Origin of the sequence: Paracoccus aeridis, assembly GCF_004923205.2 — a bacterium.
GTDB classification, from domain to species: Bacteria; Pseudomonadota; Alphaproteobacteria; order Rhodobacterales; family Rhodobacteraceae; genus Paracoccus; species Paracoccus aeridis.
The window spans coordinates 87,156-111,690 of the sequence record NZ_SELD02000037.1; the positions used below are offsets into that span (position 1 = coordinate 87,156).

General features: G+C 70.2%; 28 protein-coding genes. 13 read left to right on the forward strand and 15 right to left on the reverse strand.

Annotated features, from left to right (window positions below; genetic code table 11):
- Positions 1-11: 11 nt before the first annotated feature.
- The 6 genes from recF to mutM form a co-directional block, all read right to left on the reverse strand.
- Positions 12-1,088, reverse strand: coding sequence for a DNA replication/repair protein RecF (gene recF / locus ELI80_RS11740; RefSeq protein WP_136652107.1), 1,077 nt, complete (start codon positions 1,086-1,088; stop codon positions 12-14).
- Positions 1,085-2,203 (reverse strand): DNA polymerase III subunit beta, encoded by a 1,119-nt coding sequence (gene dnaN, locus ELI80_RS11745; protein ID WP_136652108.1) that lies wholly within the window; start codon positions 2,201-2,203, stop codon positions 1,085-1,087. The genes recF and dnaN overlap by 4 nt, the downstream gene beginning before the upstream one ends.
- Before the next feature lie 111 nt (positions 2,204-2,314).
- The gene (gene dnaA / locus ELI80_RS11750; RefSeq protein WP_136652109.1) at positions 2,315-3,721 is read right to left on the reverse strand and encodes a chromosomal replication initiator protein DnaA; all 1,407 of its coding nucleotides are present in this window, start codon (positions 3,719-3,721) and stop codon (positions 2,315-2,317) included.
- Positions 3,722-4,227: 506 nt separating this feature from the next.
- Entirely contained in the window at positions 4,228-4,497 is a 270-nt protein-coding gene (gene rpsT / locus ELI80_RS11755; protein WP_136652110.1) for a 30S ribosomal protein S20, read from the reverse strand.
- 166 nt (positions 4,498-4,663) lie between these two features.
- The gene (locus ELI80_RS11760) at positions 4,664-5,440 is read right to left on the reverse strand and encodes an enoyl-CoA hydratase (RefSeq protein WP_136652111.1); all 777 of its coding nucleotides are present in this window, start codon (positions 5,438-5,440) and stop codon (positions 4,664-4,666) included.
- A gap of 87 nt (positions 5,441-5,527) precedes the next feature.
- A complete protein-coding gene (mutM, locus tag ELI80_RS11765; protein ID WP_136652112.1) occupies positions 5,528-6,373 on the reverse strand; it encodes a bifunctional DNA-formamidopyrimidine glycosylase/DNA-(apurinic or apyrimidinic site) lyase in 846 nt (281 codons plus the stop codon).
- A 55-nt stretch (positions 6,374-6,428) separates the two neighbouring features.
- Here mutM and ubiE point away from each other — a divergent pair, with 55 nt between their 5' ends.
- Complete coding sequence (gene ubiE / locus ELI80_RS11770; RefSeq protein WP_136652113.1) at positions 6,429-7,181, forward strand: bifunctional demethylmenaquinone methyltransferase/2-methoxy-6-polyprenyl-1,4-benzoquinol methylase UbiE; 753 nt, start codon at positions 6,429-6,431, stop codon at positions 7,179-7,181.
- Between the two features lie 3 nt (positions 7,182-7,184).
- A complete protein-coding gene (gene ubiB / locus ELI80_RS11775) occupies positions 7,185-8,714 on the forward strand; it encodes a 2-polyprenylphenol 6-hydroxylase (RefSeq protein WP_136652114.1) in 1,530 nt (509 codons plus the stop codon).
- Positions 8,715-8,908: 194 nt separating this feature from the next.
- Here the strand turns inward: ubiB and ELI80_RS11780 are convergent, their stop codons facing one another.
- Positions 8,909-9,571, reverse strand: coding sequence for a flagellar hook capping FlgD N-terminal domain-containing protein (locus ELI80_RS11780; RefSeq protein WP_136652115.1), 663 nt, complete (start codon positions 9,569-9,571; stop codon positions 8,909-8,911).
- An 8-nt stretch (positions 9,572-9,579) separates the two neighbouring features.
- Positions 9,580-11,118 carry a flagellar hook-length control protein FliK gene (fliK, locus tag ELI80_RS11785; protein WP_136652116.1) on the reverse strand — a complete coding sequence of 513 codons (1,539 nt, stop codon included), beginning with the start codon at positions 11,116-11,118 and terminating at the stop codon, positions 9,580-9,582.
- Positions 11,119-11,315: 197 nt separating this feature from the next.
- Here fliK and ELI80_RS11790 point away from each other — a divergent pair, with 197 nt between their 5' ends.
- From ELI80_RS11790 to ELI80_RS11825, 8 genes are all read left to right on the forward strand, one after another.
- Entirely contained in the window at positions 11,316-11,555 is a 240-nt protein-coding gene (locus ELI80_RS11790) for a rod-binding protein (RefSeq protein WP_136652117.1), read from the forward strand.
- Positions 11,552-11,860 (forward strand): hypothetical protein, encoded by a 309-nt coding sequence (locus ELI80_RS11795; RefSeq protein WP_136652118.1) that lies wholly within the window; start codon positions 11,552-11,554, stop codon positions 11,858-11,860. Before ELI80_RS11790 ends, ELI80_RS11795 begins: the two co-directional genes overlap by 4 nt.
- A 172-nt stretch (positions 11,861-12,032) precedes the next feature.
- Complete coding sequence (locus ELI80_RS11800) at positions 12,033-13,256, forward strand: flagellin N-terminal helical domain-containing protein (RefSeq protein ID WP_136652119.1); 1,224 nt, start codon at positions 12,033-12,035, stop codon at positions 13,254-13,256.
- Between the two features lie 65 nt (positions 13,257-13,321).
- On the forward strand, positions 13,322-13,690 hold the full coding sequence (flaF, locus tag ELI80_RS11805) for a flagellar biosynthesis regulator FlaF (protein ID WP_136652120.1): 369 nt from the start codon (positions 13,322-13,324) through the stop codon (positions 13,688-13,690).
- A complete protein-coding gene (gene flbT / locus ELI80_RS11810) occupies positions 13,687-14,091 on the forward strand; it encodes a flagellar biosynthesis repressor FlbT (protein WP_136652121.1) in 405 nt (134 codons plus the stop codon). The genes flaF and flbT overlap by 4 nt, the downstream gene beginning before the upstream one ends.
- On the forward strand, positions 14,088-14,855 hold the full coding sequence (locus ELI80_RS11815) for a DUF1217 domain-containing protein (RefSeq protein WP_136652122.1): 768 nt from the start codon (positions 14,088-14,090) through the stop codon (positions 14,853-14,855). Before flbT ends, ELI80_RS11815 begins: the two co-directional genes overlap by 4 nt.
- 368 nt (positions 14,856-15,223) lie before the next feature.
- Positions 15,224-15,523, forward strand: a complete 300-nt coding sequence (locus ELI80_RS11820; RefSeq protein WP_136652182.1) for a hypothetical protein — start codon at positions 15,224-15,226, stop codon at positions 15,521-15,523.
- A 189-nt stretch (positions 15,524-15,712) separates the two neighbouring features.
- The gene (locus ELI80_RS11825) at positions 15,713-16,417 is read left to right on the forward strand and encodes an NAD-dependent deacylase (protein WP_136652123.1); all 705 of its coding nucleotides are present in this window, start codon (positions 15,713-15,715) and stop codon (positions 16,415-16,417) included.
- Here the strand turns inward: ELI80_RS11825 and mnmH are convergent.
- Complete coding sequence (mnmH, locus tag ELI80_RS11830; protein ID WP_136652124.1) at positions 16,386-17,552, reverse strand: tRNA 2-selenouridine(34) synthase MnmH; 1,167 nt, start codon at positions 17,550-17,552, stop codon at positions 16,386-16,388. The two genes, ELI80_RS11825 and mnmH, sit on opposite strands and share 32 nt — an antisense overlap.
- Before the next feature lie 19 nt (positions 17,553-17,571).
- Positions 17,572-18,144, reverse strand: a complete 573-nt coding sequence (locus ELI80_RS11835) for a L,D-transpeptidase (protein WP_136652125.1) — start codon at positions 18,142-18,144, stop codon at positions 17,572-17,574.
- A 192-nt stretch (positions 18,145-18,336) separates the two neighbouring features.
- Here ELI80_RS11835 and ELI80_RS11840 point away from each other — a divergent pair, with 192 nt between their 5' ends.
- Positions 18,337-19,008, forward strand: a complete 672-nt coding sequence (locus ELI80_RS11840; RefSeq protein WP_236641468.1) for an arylesterase — start codon at positions 18,337-18,339, stop codon at positions 19,006-19,008.
- A 21-nt stretch (positions 19,009-19,029) separates the two neighbouring features.
- Here the strand turns inward: ELI80_RS11840 and ELI80_RS11845 are convergent, their stop codons facing one another.
- From ELI80_RS11845 to meaB, 5 genes are all read right to left on the reverse strand, one after another.
- Positions 19,030-19,584 (reverse strand): copper chaperone PCu(A)C, encoded by a 555-nt coding sequence (locus ELI80_RS11845; protein WP_136652126.1) that lies wholly within the window; start codon positions 19,582-19,584, stop codon positions 19,030-19,032.
- 27 nt (positions 19,585-19,611) lie between these two features.
- Entirely contained in the window at positions 19,612-19,959 is a 348-nt protein-coding gene (locus ELI80_RS11850; protein WP_136652127.1) for a hypothetical protein, read from the reverse strand.
- A gap of 144 nt (positions 19,960-20,103) precedes the next feature.
- Complete coding sequence (rpmB, locus tag ELI80_RS11855) at positions 20,104-20,379, reverse strand: 50S ribosomal protein L28 (RefSeq protein WP_136652128.1); 276 nt, start codon at positions 20,377-20,379, stop codon at positions 20,104-20,106.
- Between the two features lie 106 nt (positions 20,380-20,485).
- A complete protein-coding gene (locus ELI80_RS11860) occupies positions 20,486-21,598 on the reverse strand; it encodes a bifunctional transcriptional activator/DNA repair enzyme AdaA (protein ID WP_136652129.1) in 1,113 nt (370 codons plus the stop codon).
- A 63-nt stretch (positions 21,599-21,661) separates the two neighbouring features.
- The gene (gene meaB, locus ELI80_RS11865; RefSeq protein ID WP_136652130.1) at positions 21,662-22,630 is read right to left on the reverse strand and encodes a methylmalonyl Co-A mutase-associated GTPase MeaB; all 969 of its coding nucleotides are present in this window, start codon (positions 22,628-22,630) and stop codon (positions 21,662-21,664) included.
- Between the two features lie 90 nt (positions 22,631-22,720).
- Between meaB and ELI80_RS11870 the strand changes: the two genes are divergently transcribed.
- Together ELI80_RS11870 and serS are read left to right on the forward strand one after the other, a co-directional pair.
- Positions 22,721-23,089: a thioredoxin fold domain-containing protein gene (locus ELI80_RS11870; protein ID WP_236641469.1), complete on the forward strand. Its 369-nt coding sequence runs from the start codon at positions 22,721-22,723 to the stop codon at positions 23,087-23,089.
- Positions 23,090-23,152: 63 nt separating this feature from the next.
- Entirely contained in the window at positions 23,153-24,445 is a 1,293-nt protein-coding gene (gene serS, locus ELI80_RS11875) for a serine--tRNA ligase (RefSeq protein ID WP_136652131.1), read from the forward strand.
- The last annotated feature ends 90 nt before the right edge of the window (positions 24,446-24,535 follow it).

A 24,535-nucleotide genomic window follows, 5' to 3' on the forward strand; every position in this document is an offset into this window, starting at 1 on the left:
TCGGCCCCTTTTCACTCGGCTTCGGCGGACGATGCGCCGCCGTCACGGCGAACGTGGATGAACTCGGCCCGCCCGTCCAGCGCGGCGAACAGCTCGCGCCCCGTCCCGGTCAGCAGCGCCTGCGCGGGAAGCGCCACGATCTCGTCGTAAAGCGCGGCCCGGCGGTCAGCGTCGAGATGGGCCGCGACCTCGTCCAGCAGGAGGACCGGACGCGCGTGGGCGAGCGCGCGGGCGTTGGCGAGGACCAGGGACAAAAGCAACGCCTTCTGCTCTCCGGTCGAGCTCAGCGCGGCGGGCATGTCCTGCGGCCCCCAGTGCGCGCCAAGATCGGCGCGGTGCGGGCCGGTGAGCGTGCGCCCGGCGGCCATGTCGCGCGGGCGCGTCGTGGCCAGCCGCCCGGCGATCGACCCTTCGTCCGTGTCATCCGCCTGCCCGTCGCCCGCCAGGAGCGTCAGCGTCGCGGCCGGGAACGCCGTCTCGGCCCCGCGCTGCGCGTCGGCGATGCGGCCGATGGCGTCCAGCCGGTGCCGCGTGATCGCCGCCCCCGCCTGCGCCATCCGCGCCTCGAGCGCACGGTACCACCCGCCGTCCGCCACCGCGTCGCGCAGAAGCCGGTTCCGTTCGCGCATGGCCTTGTCATAGGCGAGCGTCTCGTCGGCGTGGCCGGGATGGAAGGACAGCGTGATCCGGTCGAGAAAGCGGCGCCGCGTCTCGGGCGCGTCGGTCCACAGCCGGTCCATCGCGGGCACGATCCACACCACCCGCATCAGCGCGCCCAGCGCCACCTGCGGCGCGGCCTTGTCGTCGATCAGGACGCTGCGCGATTCACCGGGCAGCGCCCCGGTTTCCACGGGCCGACCGCCCACCACCGCGCGGATGCGCCAGCCCGCATCGCGCCCCTGCCGCGCCTGATCGCCGGGCGCGGCGCTCCGCAGCCCCCGCCCCGGCGACAGCATCGAGACGGCTTCAAGGATGTTGGTCTTGCCCGCGCCGTTCGCGCCGTGGATCGCCAGCGGCTGCCCGCCAAGATCGAGGTCGAGCCGCGGCCACGACCGGAACTGCGCCAGCGACAGCCGCGTCAGCGTCACACGCGCATCGGCATGACGACATAGACGGCGGATTCGTCGCCGCCCTCGCGGATCAGGGCCGCGTCGCCCGAGCCGTTGAACAGGAACACCGCATTCTCGCGGTCGACCTGCTGGGCGATTTCCTGCAGGTACTTCGCGTTGAACCCGATCTCCAGCGGCTCGTCGGCATAGGCGACCGCCAGCTCCTCGTCGGCCGCGCCCGCGTCGGGGGCGTTGACCGACAGGACCAGCCGGTCCTCGTCCAGGGCAAGCTTCACCGCGCGCGACCGCTCCGAACTCACCGTGGCCACCCGGTCCACGGCGCGGGCGAAGTCGCTCGCGTCGACTTCCAGCTTGCGGGCGTTCGACTGCGGGATGACGCGGGTGTAGTCGGGGAAGGTGCCGTCGATGACCTTCGAGGTCAGCATGATCGTCGGCGTGGCGAAGCGCACCTTGGTCTCGCTGACCGACACGGCGATCTCGGTCTCGTCGCCGTCGAGCAGCTTCTTGAGCTCCGCCACCGTCTTGCGGGGGACGATCACGCCCGGCATCTCCTCCGCGCCCTCGGGCAGGCCCGCGTCGATCCGCGCGAGCCGGTGCCCGTCCGTCGCCACGCAGCGCAGAACGCGGCCGTCGGCGCCGTCGGCGACGTGCATGTAGACGCCGTTCAGGTAGTAGCGCGTCTCCTCGGTGGAAATCGCGAAGCGCGACTTGTCGAACAGCCGCCGCAAGAGCGGCGCGGGCGCCGAGAAGTTGGCGCTGTATTCGCTGGACGCCATGACCGGGAAATCCTCGCGCGGGAGCGTCGCGAGGCTGAAGTTGGACCGTCCCGCCTGCACGTTCAGCCGCCCCTCGGCGCCGTCGGTGGAAATCGACACCAGCGCGCCGTCGGGCAGCTTGCGCGCGATCTCGTTCAGAAGCGCCGCCGACACGGTCGTGGCGCCAGGGCGTTCGACCATCGCCGGGGCCTTGTCCACCACCTCGGTATCCAGGTCGGTGGCGCGGAAGCTGACGCCGTCGCCCTGCGCCTCGATCAGGACGTTGGACAGGATCGGGATCGTGTTGCGGCGTTCGACGACGGATTGCGCCTGGGCCACGGCTTTCACGAGCACCGCCCGTTCGATCGAGAATTTCATGGGTTCAGCCCTTCGCTGTCGTCGCACGCGCGCCGCGCCGGCGCGCGTCGGGGGACAGTTTGATCAATAGGTTGCGGCGGTCAAGCCCGACGCGCCCGTCCCTTGCGGCGCTCACGCCTCGAGCGTGCGGCGCAGCAGGTCGATGTCCTCGGCAAGGCTGCGGTCCTGGGCGCGCAGCTCCTCGATCTTGCGGACGCCGTGCATGATCGTGGTGTGGTCGCGCCCGCCGAAGCGGCGGCCGATTTCCGGCAGGCTGCGCGAGGTCATCTGCTTGGCGAGATACATCGCGATCTGGCGCGGCCGGGCCAGCGTGCGGACCCGCTTGGGCCCGATCATGTCGGACAGGCGGATGTTGTAGTGCTCGGCCACCTTGCGCTGGATTTCCTCGATCGACACCTTGCGGTCCGACGCACGCAGGATGTCGGCGAGGCATTCCTGCGTCATGTCCAGGTCGATCTCGCGCCCCATCAGGCTCGCGAAGGCGAACAGGCGCTGCAGCGCGCCTTCCAGCACCCGCACGTTCGAGGTGATGCGGTGGGCGAGGAACTCCAGCACGCCGTCCTTCAGGATCAGGCCGGGATAGGTCTGGCGGAACAGGTCGGTCTTGGACTGCAGGATCGACAGGCGCAGCTCGTAGTCGGTGGGGTGCAGGTCCACGATCAGGCCGCAGGACAGGCGCGACCTGATCCGCTCCTCCATGTCCTTGATCTCGCCCGGCGCGCGGTCGGCCGAGATGACGATCTGCTTGCCCTGGTCGACCAGGGCGTTGAACGTGTGGAAGAATTCCTCCTGGGTGGAATCCTTGCCGGCGATGAACTGCACGTCGTCGACCATCAGCAGGTCCACGGTGCGGAACAGCTCCTTGAAGTCCATGACGGTGCGTTCGCGCAGGGCCTGGACGAAGCGGTACATGAACTGCTCGGCCGAGAGATACAGGATCCGCGCCTGCGGGTCGCGCGCCTGCCGCTCGCGCGCGATGGCGTGCATGAGGTGGGTCTTGCCCAGGCCGACGCCGCCATAGAGGAACAGCGGGTTGAACGACACGGGGCCGCCTTCGGCCACGCGGCGGGCGGCGGCGTGGGCCAGCTCGTTCGGCTTGCCGACAACGAAGTTGTCGAAGGTGAACCGCGCGTCGAGCGTCGAGGTCAGCTCTTCCTCGGGGCGGCCGACGCGGGCCGGGGCGGGCTGGCCGGGTTGGGACGTGGTCTGGGGCGCGGCCTGCGGGGCGGGCTGCGGCGCCTCGGGCGCGGCCGCGGCACGGGCACCACCGGCGACGGCCGGATCGACGCGGAAGGTCAGGCGCTCGACCTCGCAGCCGTGGCGCACCAGCACGCTCAGGATCGGGTCGGCATAGTGGCGCGCGACCCAGTCGGACAGGAACTTGGTCGGCCCGACCAGGTCGGCCGTGCCGTCGCGAAGCGAGGCGAGCCGCAGCGGCTGAATCCAGTTGGCATAGTTGTTCGCGCCGACCAGGCGCTCCAGCTCGCTTTTCGCCTGGCTCCAGATTCCGTCCATCATCGTCCGTCCTTGTCCCCGATTCCCCGCCGGCAGGCCCGGCGGGGCAGCGAATCGCACGCCGTCAAGGGGATCACGAGGAAATGGTCATTCGCCCGGCAAAGCGCCGGTGAGATAGGGGCCGCGATGCGACCGATGACCATTCAACCCCGACCGAACGCTGGCAGACCGCTGGCAGGCGGTCGCATCGCATTCCCGGCAGCGGTCTTTCAACCTTGTCTGCCGGTCGCCCCGTCCCGGCGGCAGAACCGGGTGCGGGCGATCTGATCCCCTGATTAACAGCGCGACGTGAATCGCTTCGCCAAGCTACGCGCAAGGCCGGAACCCCCGCAACTCATCTTCGCGCTTGACAGCTTCTTTGCCCGGCCGAATCTGCGACGCGCGATGCAGGCGTGAAAACCGAACGAAAACAACACATTGCAACGAGAAAAGGCGCGCCTTGCGGCGCGCCTGAAACAGGTCGGAAAGTCATGGACGCGGTGGCGTTCACGCCGCCCGGCGTGCGCAGATCAGGCCGCCGAAAGCGCCTTCACGCGCGACGACAGGCGCGAGATCTTGCGGGCTGCGGTGTTCTTGTGGACGACGCCCTTCGACACGCCGCGCATCAGTTCCGGCTGCGCGGTCTTCAGCGCATCGGCCGCGACCTGGGCGTTGCCGCCGGCGATCGCTTCCTCGACCTTGCGCAGGAAGGTGCGGATGCGCGAACGACGCGCCTTGTTGACGGCGGTGCGGCGCTCGATCTGGCGTGCGCGCTTCTTGGACTGGGGCGAGTTGGCCATGTCTTGTGCGATTCCGTAGCGACTGGATAATTCTTGAAGACGTGCTTGTATGGGCGCGGACGCCGCTAGTCAAGCGCCTGACGGCATATCCCGGACGACGAGTTCGGGCCGGCAGGGCCTTGCGCGCCGGCGGGCGGGCGCATCCGCCCATCCTGCCGGGCCGGCGTCAGCGGTCGCGGAACTGCGCCTCGCGCTTTTCGAGGAACGCGCTCATCCCTTCCTTCTGGTCCTCTGTCGCGAACAGCGAATGGAACGCCCGCCGTTCGAACAGCAGCCCTTCGCGCAGGGTCGTCTCGAAGGCGCGGTTCACGGCCTCCTTCGCGACGCGGGCGGCGATGGTGGACTTGTTCGCGATCTTCCCGGCGGCGGCCCGCGCCTCGTCCAGCAGCCGGTCGGTCGGGACGACCCGGCTCACCAGCCCCGACCGCTCGGCCTCGGCCGCGTCCATGAAGCGGCCGGTGAGGTTCATGTCCATCGCCTTCGACTTGCCGATGAAGCGGGTCAGTCGCTGGGTGCCGCCGATCCCCGCGACGACGCCCAGGTTGATTTCCGGCTGGCCGAACTTCGCGTTCTCGGCCGCGATGATGAAGTCGCACATCATCGCAAGCTCGCAGCCCCCGCCCAGCGCATAGCCCGACACCGCGGCGATCACCGGCGTGCGGGTCCGCGCGATCCGGTCGATGTCGGCGCCGAACAGGTCCTCGTCCGAGACGTCCACGAAGGTCTTCTGCGCCATCTCCTTGATGTCGGCGCCGGCGGCGAAGGCCTTTTCGCTGCCGGTCAGGATGATGCAGCGGACCTTGTCGTCGACATCGAGCGCGCCCAGCGCGTCGGCCAGTTCGCCGATCAGCTGGCCGTTCAGCGCGTTCATCGCCTCGGGCCGGTTCAGGCGGACCAGCGCGATCTTGTCTTCGACCTCAACGATGAGCGTCTGGTAGGCCATGGCATCTCTCCCTCATGGATGGGCTGTGGTTAGCAAACGGCAGGGCCGGGCGGAACCCCGAAGCGCGGCGGCCCGCCGCCTGCCGGGTCAGCGCTGGCAGGCGGGGCAGTACCATGTCGATCGGCCGCCCTGCACGATCCGGCGGATGGTGCCGCCGCAGCCCTGCCGCCGGCACGGCTGCCCCTCGCGCCCGTAGACGCGGAAGCTGTGCTGGAAGTAGCCGAGCTCGCCCGACGCCTGGCGGTGGTCGCGCAGGCTCGATCCCCCCGCCTCGATCGCCTCCGCCAGCACCTCGCGGACCAGGCCGTGCAGCAGCGCGATGCGGTCGCGCCCGATCCGCCCCGCCGCCCGCGCCGGGTGGATGCCCGCGCGGTGCAGCGCCTCGCAGACATAGATGTTGCCCAGGCCCGCGACGATCCGCTGGTCGAGCAGCGCGGCCTTGATCGCGGTGCGCCGCCCCGCCAGCGCCGCCGCCAGCCGAGCGGGGGTGAAGGCGGGATCGAACGGCTCCGGCCCCAGCGCCGCCAGCAGCGGGTGATCCTGCCCCTCGCGCACGAGGTCCACCGCCCCGAACCGGCGCGCGTCGTTCAGCGTGATCGTCGTGCCTTCGTCGGTCGTCAGCACCAGATGGTCGTGCTGCGGCAGGATCGGCGGATCGTGGTGGAAGTCGCCCAGCTGCGCCCCCTCGACCCGCACCCGCCCCGACATGCCCAGGTGCAGCAGCAGGCAGCCGCCCCGGTCGAGGTCCGCAAGGATGTATTTCGACCGCCGCCTCAGCGCCGTGACCCGCGCGCCCGTCAGCACCTGCACCAGGTCCTCGGGCATGGGCCAGCGCAGGTCGGGCCGCCGCTGGTCCACCCGCGCGATCACGCGGCCTTCCAGGTGCGGGGCAAGGCCGCGGCGCACCGTCTCGACCTCTGGCAGTTCTGGCATTCCGGCCCCGTTCGTCGCATTGTGCCGCCCGAAACAGGCGACCGGACCCAGACCTATGAACGACGACGAGCCCAGGCAAACCCATTTCGGCTTTCGCGACGTGGCCGAGGACGAAAAGGCGGGGCTGGTCCACGGCGTCTTTTCCCGCGTCGCGTCGAAGTACGACGTGATGAACGACCTGATGAGCGTGGGCGTCCACCGGCTGTGGAAGACCGCGATGATGGACTGGCTCGCCCCGCGGAACGGCCAGCTCCTGCTGGACGTGGCCGGCGGCACGGGGGACATCGCGTTCCGGTTCCTCGACCGGGCGCCGGGCGCGCGCGTCACCGTCTGCGACATGACCGAATCGATGCTGGTCGAGGGGCGCCGGCGGGCCGAGGCCGGACGCCTGGAAGGTCGCCTCGACTGGGTCACGGGCGACGCGATGGCCCTGCCCTTCGCGGACGCGAGCTTCGACCGCTACACGATCAGCTTCGGGATCCGCAACGTGACGCGCATTCCCCAGGCGCTGGCCGAGGCGTTCCGCGTCCTCAGGCCCGGCGGGCGGCTGATGGTGCTGGAATTCTCGCAGCTGCCGGTGCCGGCGATGCAATGGGCCTATGACCGCTATTCGTTCAACGTCATCCCGCCCCTGGGCCAGATGGTGGCAGGCGACCGCGACAGCTACCAGTATCTCGTCGAATCGATCCGCCGCTTTCCGGACCAGGAAACCTTTGCCGGCATGATCCGCGACGCGGGCTTCGACCGGGTGCGGTTCCGCAACCTGTCCATGGGCATCGCCGCGCTTCATTCCGGCTGGAAGCTCTGAGACTTGCGCGGACCGCACAACATCTGGCGGCTGATCCGCACCGGCGCCACGTTCGAGCGCACGGGCGCGATGGGCGCCGCGCTTGACGCGATGGCCGCCCCGCCCCGCGTCCGCCTGGCGGCGCGGGTGCTGGGGTGGCCCTTCGCATGGCTGGGCTACCGTGGCGATCCGGCGCTGCCGCCGGTCACCCGCGCGATCACGGCGCTCGGCCCCGCCTACGTCAAGTTCGGCCAGATCCTGTCCACCCGCCCCGACGTGGTCGGGGTCGGGATGGCCGAGCAGCTGCGCGTCCTGCAGGACAGCCTGCCGCCCTTCCCGACCGCCATCGCCCGCCGCATGATCCGGGCCGAGCTGGGCCAGCCGGTCGAGGCGCTGTTCACGAGCTTTTCCGATCCGCTGGCGGCGGCGTCGATCGCGCAGGTCCACCACGCGCGCCGCGCCGATGACGGGGCCGAGGTCGCGGTCAAGGTCCTGCGCCCCGGGATCGAGGCCGCGTTCCGCCGCGATATCGACGCGTTCCACCTGGCCGCAAGCCTGATCGAGGGGCTGTCCCCCGCCAGCCGGCGGCTGCGGCCGCGCGACGTGGTGGCGCATTTCGAATCGGTCGTGATGGGGGAACTGGACCTGCGGCTGGAAGCCGCGTCCGCGTCGCTGTTTGCCGACAACGTCAGGAAGGACGCGGGGTTCACCGTGCCGCATCCGCACTGGCCGCTGTCGTCGCGCCGCGTCATGACCAGCGATTGGGTCCACGGCACGCCCATGGCCGATGTCGGTGCCATCCGCGCCGCCGGCCACGACACCGGCGCGCTCGCCTCGCGCATGATCCAGCTGTTCCTGTCCCACGCGCTTCGCGACGGGTTCTTCCACGCCGACATGCACCAGGGAAACCTGCGCGTGGCCCCGAACGGCGACATCGTCGCCTTCGACTTCGGAATCATGGGCGAGATCGACGAATACACCCGGCGCACCTACGCCGAGATCATCCTGGGCTTCATCCAGCGCGATTATCACCGCGTCGCCCGGGTCCACTTCGAGGCGGGCTACGTGCCCCGCGACCAGAACATGGCCGAATTCGCGCGCGCGCTCCGCGCCGTGGGGGAGCCGATCTTCGGCGCCGACGCCAGTCGCATCTCCATGGCGAACCTGCTGTCCTACCTCTTCGAGGTAACGGAGCGGTTCGGCATGCAGACCCGGACCGAACTGATCCTGCTGCAGCGCACGATGGTCGTGGTCGAAGGCGTCGCCCGCTCGCTCGACCCGCAGATCAACATGTGGCAGGCGGCGCGCCCCGTGGTGGAAGACTACGTGCGCGACAATCTCGGGCCCCGCGCCGCGGTCCGCGACATGCTGCGGGTCGCGCAGACCGTGTCGCGCTTCGGCCCGCTGCTGCCGGACATGATCGACACGAAGCTTCGCGACCTAGCCCGGACGGGGACCGTCGTGCGGGTCGAACGCGACCGGGGCACGATGAGGTGGCTCGCGGCTGCGGCCCTCGTCGTCGCCGGCGTCCTGGTGGGAGCGGCGCTCGGCTGATCGGGCGGCAGCTGGCCGCGTCGTCGCAGGGCCATGCGCGGGCCGGGGACACGCATGGCCGCGCAAGCCGCCAGCGCGACGATCCGGTTCCGCAAGCCGGCCGGACGAGAGCCGAAGCAGCAAGGCGAGCCATCGCATGACGGCGCTTACCACCTTGCGCCTGATCGCTGATGCCGCATCCGGGCCGCGCCTGTTCATCCGTCCGTGTCGCGCAGTGCCGTGACGTCGTCCTCCATCGTGCTGGCCCCGCCTTCCAGGGACAGGCGGACGCCGTCGGCCGTGATTTCGGCCCCGATCACGCGCGAATAAGCGCCGACATTCGCCCGGTCGATTACCGTTCCCGCCTTCAGGCTTTCAAGGCGGAAGCTGTAAAGACCGTCGGGCAGCACCGCCCCCGACGCGTGCCGGCCGACCCAGTCGACCTCGCCCTCGCCCAGGCCCACGTCCTCGCGCGAGACCTCCGCCCCGCGCGCATCCAGCGTCACGAGCACGACCTGATCGGCATCCGGCGCGTGGTCGATCGTGAGCGTCAGGGGGCTGCCGTCGAACGACACCGGGGCAGTCGTCCGAACCTCCTTCCCGATCCACTGCGACACCGCCGACAAGCTTCCCCCCGACTGCGCGGCGATCTGCGCCAGCAGGTCGTTCGTCCGCACCTGCTGCTCGACGCCCGAGAACGTCGCCAGTTGCACCGCGAAGTCCGACCCTTCCATCGGGTTCAGCGGATCCTGGTTCTTGATCTGCGTCGTGAGCATTTTCAGGAACGTCTGGAAATCGCCGCCCGAAAACGAGGCGGCGGGTGCCCCGGCGGCCGATCCGGTGACCGGCGGCGTGGCGGTGCTGACTGCATTGACCATGTCGTTCCTCATATCCTGATGTCGATGCGGGTGCCGTCGGTCCGCCCGCGCTGCGTCGCAGGTCTGGCGGGCTCCGCGACAATCCCCGCGGCCGACCCGCCGTGAACACCCCTGTCATGCTGGTCGGCAAACTGTGCCGCCTGCCGGCCGGCCGATTGCCCTCCGCTGCCCTGCGGATCGCCCTGCGCCATGAAGTCCAGCAGCGGCTGCTCGACCCCGCCTTGCCGCAGTTCCCTGACGAGGAGATCCGCGTGACGCCGGACGAGATCCAGCGTTTCGGGCCGCTCGACGACCAGCCCGACATGCAGAACGGCGCTGTCGCCCGAGATCGTGACCTTGACCCGCCCGAGCTCGTGCGGGTTCAGCATGATCTCCGTCGAGCCCTCGCGCTGCGCGACGATCACGTCCGCGATCTGCACGAGCGGCGCATGGGCGGCGTGAGCCGCGGCGCGCAGAGGGATGGCGGCGGGAGACGCTTCGGACGGCGCGACTGGCACCGCGAAGGACAGCGCGGCCGCGGCGAGCGGCTGGTCCGGAAGGGGAACGTTCCTGACCTCTGCCAAAGGCTCGGCCACAGCAAGGTCGCTTGGGTCCGGCGGCGTGGCAGCAACCACGTGCAGCCTCGGCCGGGCCGCGTCGAGCCGGTCCCGGAGTACCCGGCGATCAACAATCGCGTCGTCCCTATCGTGCGTTTCACTGCCGTCCCCCGGCGCGTCGCCACTTTGAGGCTTGCGTGCGGGATTGCCGATCTGTTCCAGCAGCCGAAGCTCCGCCTGTCGTGCTGCTGGTTCCCACGCCGGTATCTTGCCGGCCTCCTGCGTCAAGCCGGAACCCTCTGCCGCCACTTGCGTCGCGGAACGAACGGGCGCTGTTTCCCGCTGTGGAATCTCGGCCACAGGCTTCATCGACGTTTCTGCAGCCCGAGTCTCACGCGCACTAGGGCGGGTGGGGGCCAGATCCCGCTGCACGAAATCCGTCGTAGCAGCCGCCGCAGCCGCATTGAGAACCAGCGCGGCGCCGCCCTCACCAGAGGGCGCGGACCTTGCTGCGCCATTGGAGTTCACCTCCTGCGCCGGTAGCGAACTGGCAGGCTGGGGGACACGCAACAGGCTGCTCGGACCGGCCTCGGCCTGCGACGGTGACGAGGGCACGTCGGGTTTTTTTTCCAACGCGGTGGTCGGCCCCTGATCTGCCTGCATCGTGGGCAAGGTTCCCTGTTGCACCGTCGTACTATCGTCGGGAAGACGAAGCTCATGCAAAGGAACGCTTGCAGGCATCGTGAGCGCCCGTGCCCGTGCCGCGATCTCGTGCGACATCTCAGCATCCGCCGGTCCCCCACCGGCACCATCGGCCACCGCTTGCCGAGGCAGGCCAGGTTGCGGAAGCGCGGGCGAGACGAGGGGAAGGCCGATCGGCGGCACGGCCGGCTCGTCGACCTGGTCCGAGGGCTCGTCCACGGTCGCGGGATCGGCTTCGACGACCTGCTCCGTCGCCGTCGACGGTTCCTCGACGTGCCGGGGCTCGATCGCGGAGGTCAGGGCCGCCATCACCACCTCGAACGCACTCTCCGCAGCTGGCGGCGCCCTGTCGGCCCCGGGACGCGGGCTGGGGCCGGTCTTGAACTGGATCGCAGCTGCGTGCATCTGATTCCCACCTGAATACCTGTTCCTAGCATCCCCAGATTACCGAATTCTTTACCGCTTCCTGCTAATGCGGATCTTGCGACCAAGACAGGCAGGAACTCATGAAAATTGCATTCAATCCAGACGGCCCGCCGGCTGCAGTGCGCGGCAAGACACAGGCCGATCAACTCGAATCAGCTTTTTTGGCTGAAATGCTGAAATACACCGGCGTCGATGCCTCTGGGTCGTTTTCCGGGGGAATCGGTGAATCGCAATTCGCAAGCTGGCTGACCGAGCAACGCGCCGACGCGCTTTCGCGCCGGATCGACCTGAAGTTTGCCGAATCGCTGGTGGCACGATGATCGCGTTCGTGAAACGGCTGGACGAAGCCGGCGCGGCGCTTGACCGGCATGACCCCGAAACGGCGCTAACCCTGCTGCAATCCCTTGAAGACGGCGGACGCACGCTGGACCAGGCGGACGCGGCAAGGTGCCGCCGCTTGGTCCAGCGCATGGCAACGATTGCGGAAGCCCAGCGCCAAGGGATCAAGGCCGCAATAGACGGAGTCACGGCCGCCCGGCGTGCCGCGGCGAGCCTGCAGACCTACGACAATTCGGGCCGCAGGCAGATCGAAACCACCGCCTTTCCCAAGGCGCGGCGGTTTTGAATAAAGCTTTCCGGCTTTCGGATTTGAGCGGAGCTACGGAATTCACTAGCTCTTAAGGTGTCCCGTCTAGAACGGTGATCGCATCGAACGGTGCAAGGGCAAATGGAAGCCCATGGGTCAGAAGGCCTTTTCGTCAACAGTCGGGCTTGGCAGCCCATGAACGGAGGACAAAATGTCCAGCATTCTGACCAACAACGGCGCCATGGTGGCGCTGCAGACCCTCAAGGGGGTCAACGCAAACCTGGCGAAGACCCAGGACCAGATCTCGACCGGCAAGGCCGTTTCGACGGCCAAGGACAACGCCGCGGTCTGGGCGATCTCCAAGACGATGGAAGCGGATGTGAGCGGGTTCAAGGCGATCTCGTCCGGCCTGTCGATGGCCGGCGCCGCGGTCGGGACCGCCCGCGAGGGCGCGGAAGACATCCAGAAGACCTTGGGCAAGATCCGCGACACCATCATCTCGGCGCAGAACGCGACCTCGGACACCGACCGGGGAAAACTGCAGAACGACGTCGTCAACCTGCGCAGCCAGATCGAGAACATCGTGAAGGGTTCGCAGGTGAACGGGCTGAACCTGCTGGATGGCAGCGCCGGCACCGTGAACTTCCTCGCCTCGGTCGACCGTTCGGCCGCCGGCACGACCACGTCGACCATCGCGGTCGCAAGCCAGGATCTGTCGGTGGGCAACTACGTGGCGAAGAACATCTTCACCACGTCGGGCACGGCGTCGGCGTCGGGCGACAGCGCGGTGATGTCGCTGGACGCGGGCGACACGACGGGGGTCACGCTGACGGTCGGCGGGGGCGGTGACACGCTGGCCGCAGGCGACAGCATCTCGATCCGCATCGGCGACAAGGAAGCGACCTACACCGTCACCGATTCGGACGCGGCCTCGGCCACGCCGAACGATGTCGTGGCAGTCGGCCTGAAGTCGGCGATCGAAAAGCTGGGCGTGCCCGGTCTTGCGGTGGACTACGACTCGGGCAACCCGGGCGAACTGACGATCAAGTCGGGCGCGACCGCGACCACGAATGACCTCGCCATTTCGGCGCGGTTCCAGAACGCCGGATCCGGCGGTCTGGGCGCACTGGGCGCGATCAACGTCTCGACGGCAGCGGGGGCTACGGCCGCCATGGCGTCGATCGAGACGCTGATGAAGACCGCCACCGACGCGGCCGCGGCGTTCGGGTCGGCCGGCACCCGGATCGAAGGTCAGGCCAACTTCATCTCGAAGCTGACCGACTCGCTCAAGACCGGCATCGGCGCGCTGGTGGACGCCGACATGGAGGAGGCCTCGGCCCGCCTTCAGGCGCTGCAGACGCAGCAGCAGCTGGGCATCCAGTCGCTGTCGATCGCCAACCAGGCGCCGCAGTCGATCCTGTCGCTGTTCCGCTGACCTGAACAGACCGGGGCGCCAGGACGGCGCCCCGGCTTTCGCCACACAGTCGAGGGAACGACCCGATGAACGCGCACGCTCTTGCCCGCGCCGGCAGCCCGTTTGCCGCCACCCAGATCCGCACCGATCGAGACAACGAATACGACGCCTTCACCCGCGTCACCCGCCGCCTGAAGGCAGCCGATCCCTCGGGACGCGGCGCGGCCGCGGGCGAGGCGGTTCACATGAACACGCAGCTGTGGTCCGCGCTCGCGTCCGACCTTGCGTTGCCCGACAACGCGCTTCCCGACGAACTCAAGGCGCAGCTCCTGTCGCTGGCGCTGTTTTCGGTGCGCCACGGGTTCCGCGTCGCCGCCGGCGACGGCGACCTGTCCGCGCTGATCGAGATCAACAGCAGCATCATGGCCGGGCTGCGCGGGCCGGTGCGGGGATGAGCGGGCTCGTCATCAAGCTGGCCCCGAACGAACGGCTGCTGATCAACGGCGCCATCATCGAGAACGGGGACCGGCGCACGCGCATCTCGATCCGCAGCCCGAACGCAAACGTCCTCCGCCTGAAGGACGCGCTGCACCCTGACCAGGCGAGCACGCCGGTGGCGCGGGTCTGCTATGTCGCGCAGCTGCTTCTGTCGGGCGACGCCGACCGGGCCGAGGGGCATGCGCAGCTGCTCGTCGGGCTGGAACAGCTGAGCCAGGTCTTCTCGGACTACGACAGCCGGCTGATCATCGACGACGCGACCGCCGCGGTGCTGCAGTCCAACTACTACCAGGCGCTGCGCCGCCTGCGCGGGTTGTTGCCGCGCGAGGCGCGGCTGCTGGCCTCCGCGCGGCAATGACCGGGATCGCGGTGGGCCTGCCGGGCTACGCGGGCTGGCGGGTGCTGAACCGCACGATGGCGGCGCAGCAGGCCGTTGTCGCCCGCGACCCGGTGCTGAACCGCGATCACGACTACTTCCGCGAGAAGATGAAGACGATCGCATCTGCCGAGGAGTTCGTGGCGGATTACCGGCTGATGAAGCTGTCGCTGACCTCGGCGGGGCTCGAGGGCGACCTGCAAAGCCGCTTCTTCATCCGCAAGGTGCTCGAATCGGACCTGTCCGATCCGAAGAGCTTTGCCAACCGGCTGACCGACAAGCGCTACGCGGCCTTTGCGAAGTCGATCACCGCCGCGATGGGCAGCCCGGGCGGCGCCGCGATCGAGAACGTGATCGGGAACCACCGGCAGGCCGAACTGGAAGCGCGGGTCGGCGCCGTCGATCCCGATCTTCGCGTGGCGCTGTACGCCAGGCGCGAGATCGCGACGATCGCGTCGGCTCCGTCGACCGAGAACACGAAGTGGTACCAGATCCTGGGCAGCTCCCCGCTTCGCAAGGTCGTCGCGGGCGCGTTCGGGATCGGCACGTCCTACGCCAAGCTGCCGCTCGACAGGCAGCTCGATGAATTCAGGAACGCCGCAGGAAAGCTGTTCGGCACGTCGGATGCAAAGGCGATCGCCGAGCCCGCGAACATGGAAAAGCTGATCCAGCGTTTCCTGATCCGGTCGCAGGCGACGCAGGGGACGACAAGCAATTACTCGGCTGCCTTGCAGCTTCTGCGTTGACCGGAACGGCCTGACGGTCGCCGGTCCACCGTCCGGCCAGGTTCTGCCGGGACGACGCTGCGACACTTTCGTCCGGTCGCGTGGAAGGCGGGCGGCGTGTCGCGACGGGAACGCTCGCCGACGGTGGGTCGCCGCCCTCGTCCGCGCCGCCGCCCTGCCGCACCTGGCAGGTGTCCATGGGGGTCCGGCCCAATCCCGACAGGGCAGCGCGCGATACGGCACCATGACGCGGGAGGGTACGCGGAAAGCACGCGACGGTTCGCGTCGTCGTTGAGCAGAAGCCCGCCGCCTGCTAACATGACGAGGTTCCGCTCGACCGGACCAGAACCGACCGCCGGCGAAACGGCGGCTTTCCGAGGAGACAGATGATGCTGAAACCCGCAGTTATCGTGGCCGCCGTGTTGCTGACGGCTCCGTTCGCGGTCGCCGGCCCGATCGATTCGGCCTGCCACGGCTCTGACCGGCGCGGATCGGCCCGCCTGTGCGGCTGTATCCAGCAGGTCGCCGACATGACGCTGTCGCGCGCAGAGCAGCGCCGGGCGGCCAGCTTCTTCCGCGACGCAGAGAAGGCGCAGGCGGTGCGGATGTCCAAGCGCGACGCCGACAACGCGTTCTGGGCGCGCTACAAGAACTTCGCCAACACCGCGCAGGCCTATTGCTCGCGCTGATCCCGGTCCGGGCCGGCCCCCGGACCCGTCGGCCAGGCGCGCATACCAGCGGGCCGGCTTTCCCGAGCGCGTCGCGGGATCGGTGCAACACGCACCGGCGCGCGACGTGCAGCCTGCGGCGCATGGACCATGCGACATGCCGGCCCCTGGCAAAAGACACCTGACCGCGAGCCCGGGGGACAGCGACCCATGATCGACATCGTCGTCCTGACCGGTGCGGGGCTTTCGGCCGAAAGCGGGCTCAGGACGTTCCGCGACAGCGGCGGTCTGTGGGAGGATCACGCGGTCGAGGACGTGGCGACACCGGCCGCGTTCCGACGCAATCCCGACCTGGTCCACCGCTTCTACAACGAACGCCGGCGGCAGGCGCGGTCGGCGCAGCCGAACGCCGCGCACCGGGCGCTTGCGCGCCTGTCGCGCCAGCCAGGCGTCCTCGTCGTCACCCAGAACGTCGACGACCTGCTGGACCGGGCCGGCGCGCAGGGCGTGATCCACATGCACGGAGCGCTCAACCGCGGCATCTGCGCGGCCTGCGGCAATCGCTTCGCCGTGACGGGCGACCTTGCCACGGCAGATCCCTGCCCCGCCTGCGGCGCGGCGGCGCTGCGGCCCGACATCGTCTGGTTCGGCGAGATGCCGCAGCAGATGGAATTGATCATGGGCGCGCTGCAGACCGCGCGCACCTTCGCGGCGATCGGCACGTCGGGGCAGGTCTACCCGGCCGCGGGCTTCGTCGAGATCGCCAACGGCAGCGGCGCCGACTGCGTCGAGATCAACCTCGATCCGCACCGCAGCTCGCCCCTGTTCCATCGTCACATCGCGGGCCCCGCCACCACGACGGTCCCCGCCTGGGTGGATGAGGTCATCGGGCCTGCGGCGTCCGGCGACCGCTGACATCTCCGGCGCCGGGCGCGGTGCGGCGGGCCGCCGCTTCGTCGCCGCGCGCAGCGCCGAACCGCCTGAACGCATCGCTTTCAAGCACCGCCTCGACCCGCGCGGCCGCCTGTTCCTGCGCGGGCTCGTCCAGCCGGTCCAGCGCGATCTCCCCGATCTCCATCGAACTGTAGCGATCGCGGTGGCTCAGGTAGCGGGGGTCGTAGTGGTCGCGCATCAGTTCCAGCGCCAGCGCCTCCCACGCGCCCGCCTGGGCCATGCCGCGCCAGCTATCGATCCGGGCGGCGGGGTGCATCGGGGCCAGGCGCGCGATCGTGCGCTCGACCCGGCCCCGGTCCTCCAGCACGTCGGCATAGTCGCCGGTGGTGAAGGCGGCCCGCGCCGCGGCCGGCACCACCAGCCGCACGCGCGGCGCGGCGCAGAGCGCGCGCCACATGCCCCGCGGCACGACGATGCCGCCGATGCGCGAACTTTCCGCCTCGACCACGACAGGACGGGCCGGGTCCAGCCGCGCCATGGCAAGCGCAAGGCGCGTCTCGAACAGCTTCTGCGGCGGCTGGCCGCCGTCCATCGCGCCGAACAGGCTGCCGCGGTGGTTGGCAAGGCCTTCCAGGTCGATGACCTGCACCCCGCGCGCGGCCAGCCGGGCGAGAACCCGCGTCTTGGCTGATCCGGTATTGCCGTCGAGGACCAGCACCGGCGAGACGGGACCGTCCCGTTCCACCATGTCCAGCACCAGCCGGCGCCAGGTCTTCCAGCCGCCCTCCAGCACCGACGCACGCCAGCCGATCTGGGACAGGATCGTCGCGAACGACCCCGACCGCTGCCCGCCCCGCCAGCAGTAGAGCAGCGGCTGCCACGCCCCGCCGCGATCGGCAAGCGGCCCGGAAATATGCACGGCCGCGTTCGCCGCGACCAGCGCGCCGCCCACCCGGCGGCCGTCGAAGGGGGACACCTGCTTGTAGATCGTGCCGACGCGGGCGCGTTCGGCGTCGTCCAGCACCGGCAGGTTGATGGCGCCGGGGACATGGTCCTCGGCGTATTCGGACGGGGTGCGGACGTCGATGATGTCGTCGAACCCGGCCAGCGCCGGGTCCGTCAGGGATCGAAGCCGGAAGACACGCGGTCCGGACAGGGCGCTGCCCGCCGCCCGGTCAGTAGACGTAGACGGGGGTGCCGACCGGCACGTCGTCGTACAGGTCCATCACCGCCTCGTTCCGCATCCGGATGCAGCCGTTCGACACCGAGCGGCCGATCGACGAGGGGTCGGTGGTGCCGTGGATGCGGATCGCGGTGTCGTTGCCGCCTTCCGTGTGCAGGTACAGCGCGCGGGCGCCCAGAGGGTTCTGCGGGCCGCCGGGCATGCCGTCCTTGTACTTGCCGTACTGTTCGGGCTTGCGCTTGATCATCTCGGCGGTGGGCGTCCAGCTGGGCCATTCGACCTTGCGGCCGACCAGAGCGCGGCCGCGCCATACCAGCTCGTCCGTGCCGACGGCCACGCCGTAGCGGATCGCGCGGCCCGGCGCGATGACATGGTACAGGAAATAGTCGTCCGACACGACGACGATCGACCCGACCTCGAACCCCTCGCGGATCGGCACCTCTACCGGGGCGTAGGGGTCGGCGGCGTTCGCCCTGGCCTTGGGGGCGGCCTGCGCCAGCGTCACGCCCGGAAGGGCGACCAGCGGCAGGGCGAGGCCCAGCGTCAAAAGGTTGCGGCGAAGCATGTCCGTCCCTCCGGTTCTGTTTCGTTCTTGCCCGGCGAGTAGCTGCTTCGGCACGAAGCTTCAACTCAAAGCCCCGTGACGCAAGGGCGTTTGCGACCACCGCGCGGTTGAGCGGCGGGGCGCCGCCTATTAGGTCTGTCCGGCGCCAGGCCCGTCCGGCGCGGGGCCCGGCGGGCTTGAGGGAGGATGACGATGACTCGAACCAGCCGCGCCCGGCTTTTCGCCGCGACGCTTGCCGCGATGCTGGCGCCGCTTGCGTCCTGGGCGGACGCGCCCCGCATCCTCGCCTTCGGCGACAGCCTGACGGCAGGCTACGGCCTGCCCGCCGGCAAGGGCCTGGTGCCGCAGCTGCAGGCATGGCTGGATGCGCGCGGGATCGAAGCGACGGTGATCGACGCCGGCCTGTCCGGCGACACGACCTATGGCGGCCGGGTGCGGCTGCCGGTTTCAATCCGCCGCCACGCGCCCGACGCGGTGATCGTGGAACTTGGCGGCAACGACATGCTCATGGGCTGGTCGCCCGAGCGGGCCGAGGCGAACCTGGGGCCGATGCTCGCCACCGCCACGGAAGGCGGGCGGCCTGCGCTTCTGGTCGGGATCCACGCGCCAGGGCGCGACCGCGACCTGCGCCGCCGCTGGGCCGAGATCTGGCCGCGCCTTGCCAACACTCACGGAACGCTGCTGCTGCAGGATCTCTACGCGCCGCTCGCGGCGATCCCGCCCGAGGGCCGCGGGCCCTACCTTCTGCGCGACGGGATCCACCCGTCGGCAAAGGGTGTCGCGCTGCTGGTCGAGCATCTGGGGCCCGAGGTCGCGAAGCTCGCAGCGCAGGCGGCGGCGCGAGAGACGGCCGGCACGGACTGATCCGCGCCGGCCGGGATCGCGTCAGTTCGTCGGCGCGCCGTGGCCCGCGTGGGCGTCGTGGCTTGCCGGGGCGCCGTGGTCGCCGTGGCCCGCGTGGGCATCGTGGCCCGCGTGGTCGTCATGCCCGGCATGGTCCATCGCCTCGCCCTTCCCGCGTTCGTTGTCCACCGCCGCCTTCACCGGCACGGTGCCGCAATCGCCCAGATCGAGCGTCAGCGTGACCTCGTCGCCCTGCTGCAGAGGCGTTTCCAGCGCCATCAGCATGACGTGGTCGCCGCCACGTTCCAGCGCGGCGGTGCCGTTCGCGGGAATGGTCACCGCCTGAACCGGGGTCATCTTCATGACGCCGTTTTCCTCGACGTGGGTGTGCAGCTCGGCGCGGCCGGTCAGGTCCGAGGCGACGGCGGTCAGCTGGCAGTCCTGCGCGCCCGCGTTGGCGATCGTCATGAACGCGGCGCCCGAGCGGGGGTTGGCCGAGCGCACATAGGCGTCGGTCACGGTGATGTCCGATCCCGCTTGGGCGAGAACGGAGAGGGGGAGGGCCGCAAGGGTGGCGGCGAGGATCAGGGTTTTCATGGGTCTGTCCTTGGTGTGCGTGGCGTTTCAGGTCGGAAGGCCGCCGCCCGGCGGCCCCCGCGCCTGTGCCGCGACAGGCGGCAGGCCCGCTTCTTTCGGCGCCGCGACCACGACCGCAGCACGCGCGTCGGCCGCAGGCATCGGCAGCGCCACGGGCGGCAGGTCCAGCCCCGCCAGCAGCGACAGCGCCATGTCGGGGCAGAGGGTGACGTGACGCACGGGCGTGCCGTTCTCGTCCACCGTCACCGTCACGACGCGCTCGCCCGCGCACAGCACCACCTCGCCCGCGATCCGCGCCTGCCCGCGGGCATGGCCCAGCGACAGGCTGGTCGCGGCGACCAGCAGAATCAGCAGAAGGTGAAGGGCCGGGCGCATGGGGAACGCTTACGGGCCAGGGCGGCGAAAGGCAAAAGCCGGGCTGCCCCATGCTTCATCTTGCCGCGCCCATCCAGCGGAGCCCAAAGCGAAACGGCCCCGCTTCCGGGGAAGCAGGGCCGTCGAAAACATCCAAGGCGCCGGTCAGGCCTTCGCCAGCTCGCGCTTGATCTTCAGCACGCGGGGCGACAGCTCGTCGTCCTTGGCCTTCGCCAGGAACGCGTCCAGCCCGCCGCGGTGATCGACCGAGCGCAGGGCGTGGGCCGAGATCCGCAGGGAATACGACTGACCCAGCTTGTCCGAGATCAGCGTGACGTCGTTCAGGTTAGGCAGGAACCGGCGACGGGTCTTGTTGTTGGCGTGGGACACGTTGTTGCCGGTCATCGGCCCCTTGCCGGTCAGTTCGCACACGCGCGACATGATCTTCATCCTTCGTTGCAGCGGCGACGACCACGGCGGGAATCCGCGAGACGCCGAAAATGAAAGGGCGCCTGCCAAGGCGGCGCCCGAAATCGGTTGCGCGTGATTAGTTGACCGGCCCGCCCGCGTCAAGGCCGAATCGCGGCGCGGCCTGCGCCGCCGCCGCCAGCCTGCGTTCCACCTCGATCAGCGCCTGCTTGCGCCAGAGACCGCCGGCATAGCCCGTCAGCGTCCCGTCGGCGCCGATCACCCGGTGGCACGGGATCACGATCGCGATCTGGTTGGCGCCGTTCGCCCGCGCCACCGCGCGGGTCGCCGTGGGCTGCCCGATCCGCTGGGCGATGGTGCCGTAGCTGACCGTCTCGCCCGGCCGGATCCGGCGCAGTTCGTCCCACACGCGGCGCTGGAACGGGGTGCCGTGCATCGTGAGCGGGACCGAGAAGCCGCCCGGCTCGCCCGCGAAGAAGCGGGCCAGTTCCCGTTCGACCGTGTCGATCACCGGGGTGCGGCCCAGCCCGATCCGCCCGCCCGCGCCCCTGGACAGGCGCTTCAGCTCGGCAGGCAGTCCCTTGCGCTCCACGAACTCCAGCAGGTGCAGGCTGCGTTCGTCGGCGACCGCGATCATGCCCCCCATCGGCGTATCGATCCAGTCGGCGGACAGGCCCGGCGCATCCGCGCGCAGCGCCTGCGGCGGGTGGCCGAAAAGCCGCGCGAAGGCGTCGCGGAAGCCCGAGGCGCTGTCGAACCCGGCCTCCAGCTGCGCCTGGATCACCGGCTCGCCGCGCGTGAGCGCGACCACCCCCTCGCGCACCCGCATCTGGCGGGCGAGGTCGAGGAAGGTCATCCCGAAGTGCCGCCGGAAGGCGCGGCGCACGGTCGAGGGGTCGTAGCCCGCCGCCGCGACGTCGGCTTCGGTCCAGCGGCGCGCCGGGTCGGCCCTCAGCGCGGCCAGCAGGGGCGCGACCACCGGGTCGCCGTCGGCTTCCGCCCCCAGCGGGTGGCAGCGGCGGCAGGGGCGGAAGCCCGCCCCCAGCGCGGCCGCCGGCCCGTCGAACCAGCGGCAGTTTTCCGGCCTGGGCTTCCGCGCCGGGCAGGTCAGCCGGCAGAAGATGCCCGTGGTCGTGACGCCGACCAGCGCGCGGCCTTCGAAGGCGGGATCGCGGGCGAGCAGCGCGCGATAGAGCGTCTCGGGCTCGGGAAGGGAGAACAGCGTATCCATGCGACGGACCTTAGCCGATTCGCGGGCGCGTGTGGCCGGGGATCGGGCGTTTATTCCCGCCGCTCACCGCAGGCTGCCCAGCATCGCCGCCGCCGCCGCGACCGGATCGGCGCGCCCTGCGGCCACCTCGGCCCCCAGCTCGGCCATGCGCCGGGCCGCGTCCGCTTCGCCCAGACGGGCGAGAAGCCCCGCCCGCACCTCGGCCTGGAACCAGCCCCGCGCCTGTTCCGCCCGCCGCGCGGCAAGGTGGCCGTGCGCGCGCCGCCAGTCCGCGAGCGCCTGCATCTCGGCCCAGGCTGCGGCAAGCCCCACCCCCTCCAGCGCGGACACCGGCAGTGCCTTCGGAAAGCCCGGCGGGTCCTGCGGGCGCTTGCGCAGCAGCCGCAGCGCGCCGGTGTAGTCGGCGACCGTCCGCATCGCCGCCGCGCGCAGGTCGCCGTCGGCCTTGTTGACGAGGATCAGGTCCGCGATCTCCATGATGCCGCGCTTGACGCCCTGCAGTTCATCGCCGCCCGCGGGCGCCAGCAGCAGGACGAACAGGTCGGTCATGTCGGCGACCAGCGTTTCCGACTGCCCGACGCCCACCGTTTCGACCAGCACCACGTCGAAGCCCGCCGCCTCGCACAGCCGCACGACCTCGCGCGTGCGGCGGGCGACGCCGCCAAGCTCGGTCCGGTTGGCGGACGGGCGGATGAAGGCGCGGGGGTCGCGCGAGAGCTGTTCCATCCGGGTCTTGTCGCCGAGGATCGACCCGCCCGTCCGGGCCGAGCTGGGATCGACGGCCAGCACCGCGACGCGCAGCCCCTGCCCGGTCAGCATCAGGCCGAAGCCTTCGATCAGGGTGGATTTCCCGACGCCCGGCGTGCCCGACAGGCCGATCCGCAGCGCCTCGGCCCGGGGCAGCGCATCCAGCAGCCGGATCGCGGCGGCGCGGTGGTCCGCCCGCGTGCTTTCGACCAGCGTGATCGCGCGGGCGAGCGACCGGCGGTCGCCGCCTGCGACGGCGCGGGCCAGATTTTCGGGATCGTCCATCGTCGCGCTTCCCTCGACCGGGCGGGTCGCGACGTGGTAATCGGGCGCGGCCCCGATGTGAAGCCGCGGGGCCGCAACAACGGACGCCCGATGCGCCACCCGCTCGTTCCCGCCGCGATGTTCTGCGCGATGCTCGCCGTCATGCTCGCGTCCACGGCCGCGCAGGCCGACACCACCCTGCTGATGGTCGGGGACGAGGGCTGCCCCTACTGCCGCCGCTTCCGGGCCGAGATCCTGCCGGGCTACGCCGCCCACCCGCAGGGCCGCGCGGCGCCGCTGCGCGAGGTCGACATCGACGGCCCCTATCCCAACGGCCTTGCGCTCGACCGCCGCCCGCAGCTGACGCCGACCTTCATCCTGCTGGACGACGGGCGCGAGGTCGCGCGGATCGAAGGCTATCCCGGAAAGGACGCGTTCTGGCCGATGCTGGGCGACATGCTGGACCGGCCCCGCCCCTGAGCCGGGGCTTTTGCCGGCCCGCGCCTTGGGCTAATCGGGCGGGAACCGACGAAAGGGACCGCCATGCACGACATCCGCGCCATTCGCGACAACCCGGACGCCTTCGACGCGGGGCTTGCCCGGCGCGGGCTGGGCCCGATGTCGGCAGAGATCCTCGCGCTCGACGCCGACCGCCGCGCCCGGATCAACGCGGCCGAGGAGGCGAAGGCCGAACAGAACCGCGCCAGCAAGGAAACCGGCGCAGCAAAGGCCCGCGGCGACGAGGCCGAGTTCGAGCGCCTGCGCGCGCTGATCGGCGACAGCAAGGCCCGCATCGCCGCCATGACGGACGAGGCCGAGGCGCTGGACCGGCAGCTGGACGACCTGCTGATGACGATCCCCAACCTGCCGCTGGACAGCGTGCCGGACGGCAGGGACGAAACCGACAACGTGGAGATCCGCCGCTGGGGCGAGCCGCGCCGGATGAACTTCGCGCCCCTCGAGCATTACCAGATCCCGGCCGTGAAACACGGGATGGACTTCGCGACCGCCGCCAGGCTGTCGGGATCGCGTTACGTCGTGCTGACCGGCAGCGTCGCCCGCGTCCACCGCGCGCTCGCGCAGTTCATGATCGACCTGCACGTGGACCGGCACGGCCTGACCGAGACCTGGACCCCCGTTCTCGTCCTGACCGAGATGATGGTGGGCACCGGCCAGCTGCCCAAGTTCGGCGAGGACAGCTACCAGACGACCGAAGGATCGTGGCTGATCCCCACGTCCGAGGTGACGCTGACCAACACCGTCCACGGAGAGCTGGTGGACCACGCCAGCCTGCCCCGGCGGATGGTGGCCCATTCGCAGTGCTTCCGGTCCGAGGCGGGATCGGCGGGGCGCGACACCGCCGGGATGCTGCGCCAGCACCAGTTCGAGAAGGTCGAGATGGTGTCGATCACCGACGCCGCAAACGGCCTTGCCGAACACGACCGGATGACGAAATGCGCCGAAGCCGTGCTCGAGGCGCTGGACCTTCCCTACCGCACCGTCGCCCTGTGCGCGGGCGACATGGGGTTTTCCGCCCGCATCACCCACGACCTGGAGGTCTGGCTGCCCGGCCAGGACACGTTCCGCGAGATTTCCAGCGTGAGCTACGTCGGCGAATTCCAGGGCCGGCGGATGAACGCCCGCTACCGCCCCGAGGGAGGCGGCAAGCCGGAGTTCGTGCATACGTTGAACGGGTCGGGCCTTGCCGTCGGGCGGACGCTGATCGCGGTTCTGGAAAACGGCCAGCAGGCGGACGGGTCGGTGGATCTTCCCGCGGCGCTGCACCCCTATCTGGGCGGCGCGACGCGGCTGGGGACGGACGGCAGGCTGGCCTGAGGGCAGGCTGACGATACCGTGTCGGGGCGCGCAAACGCCCCGATGCAGGCAACCGGTCCCGTCCCGGTCGCGTTCGTCGGGCATGGGCAA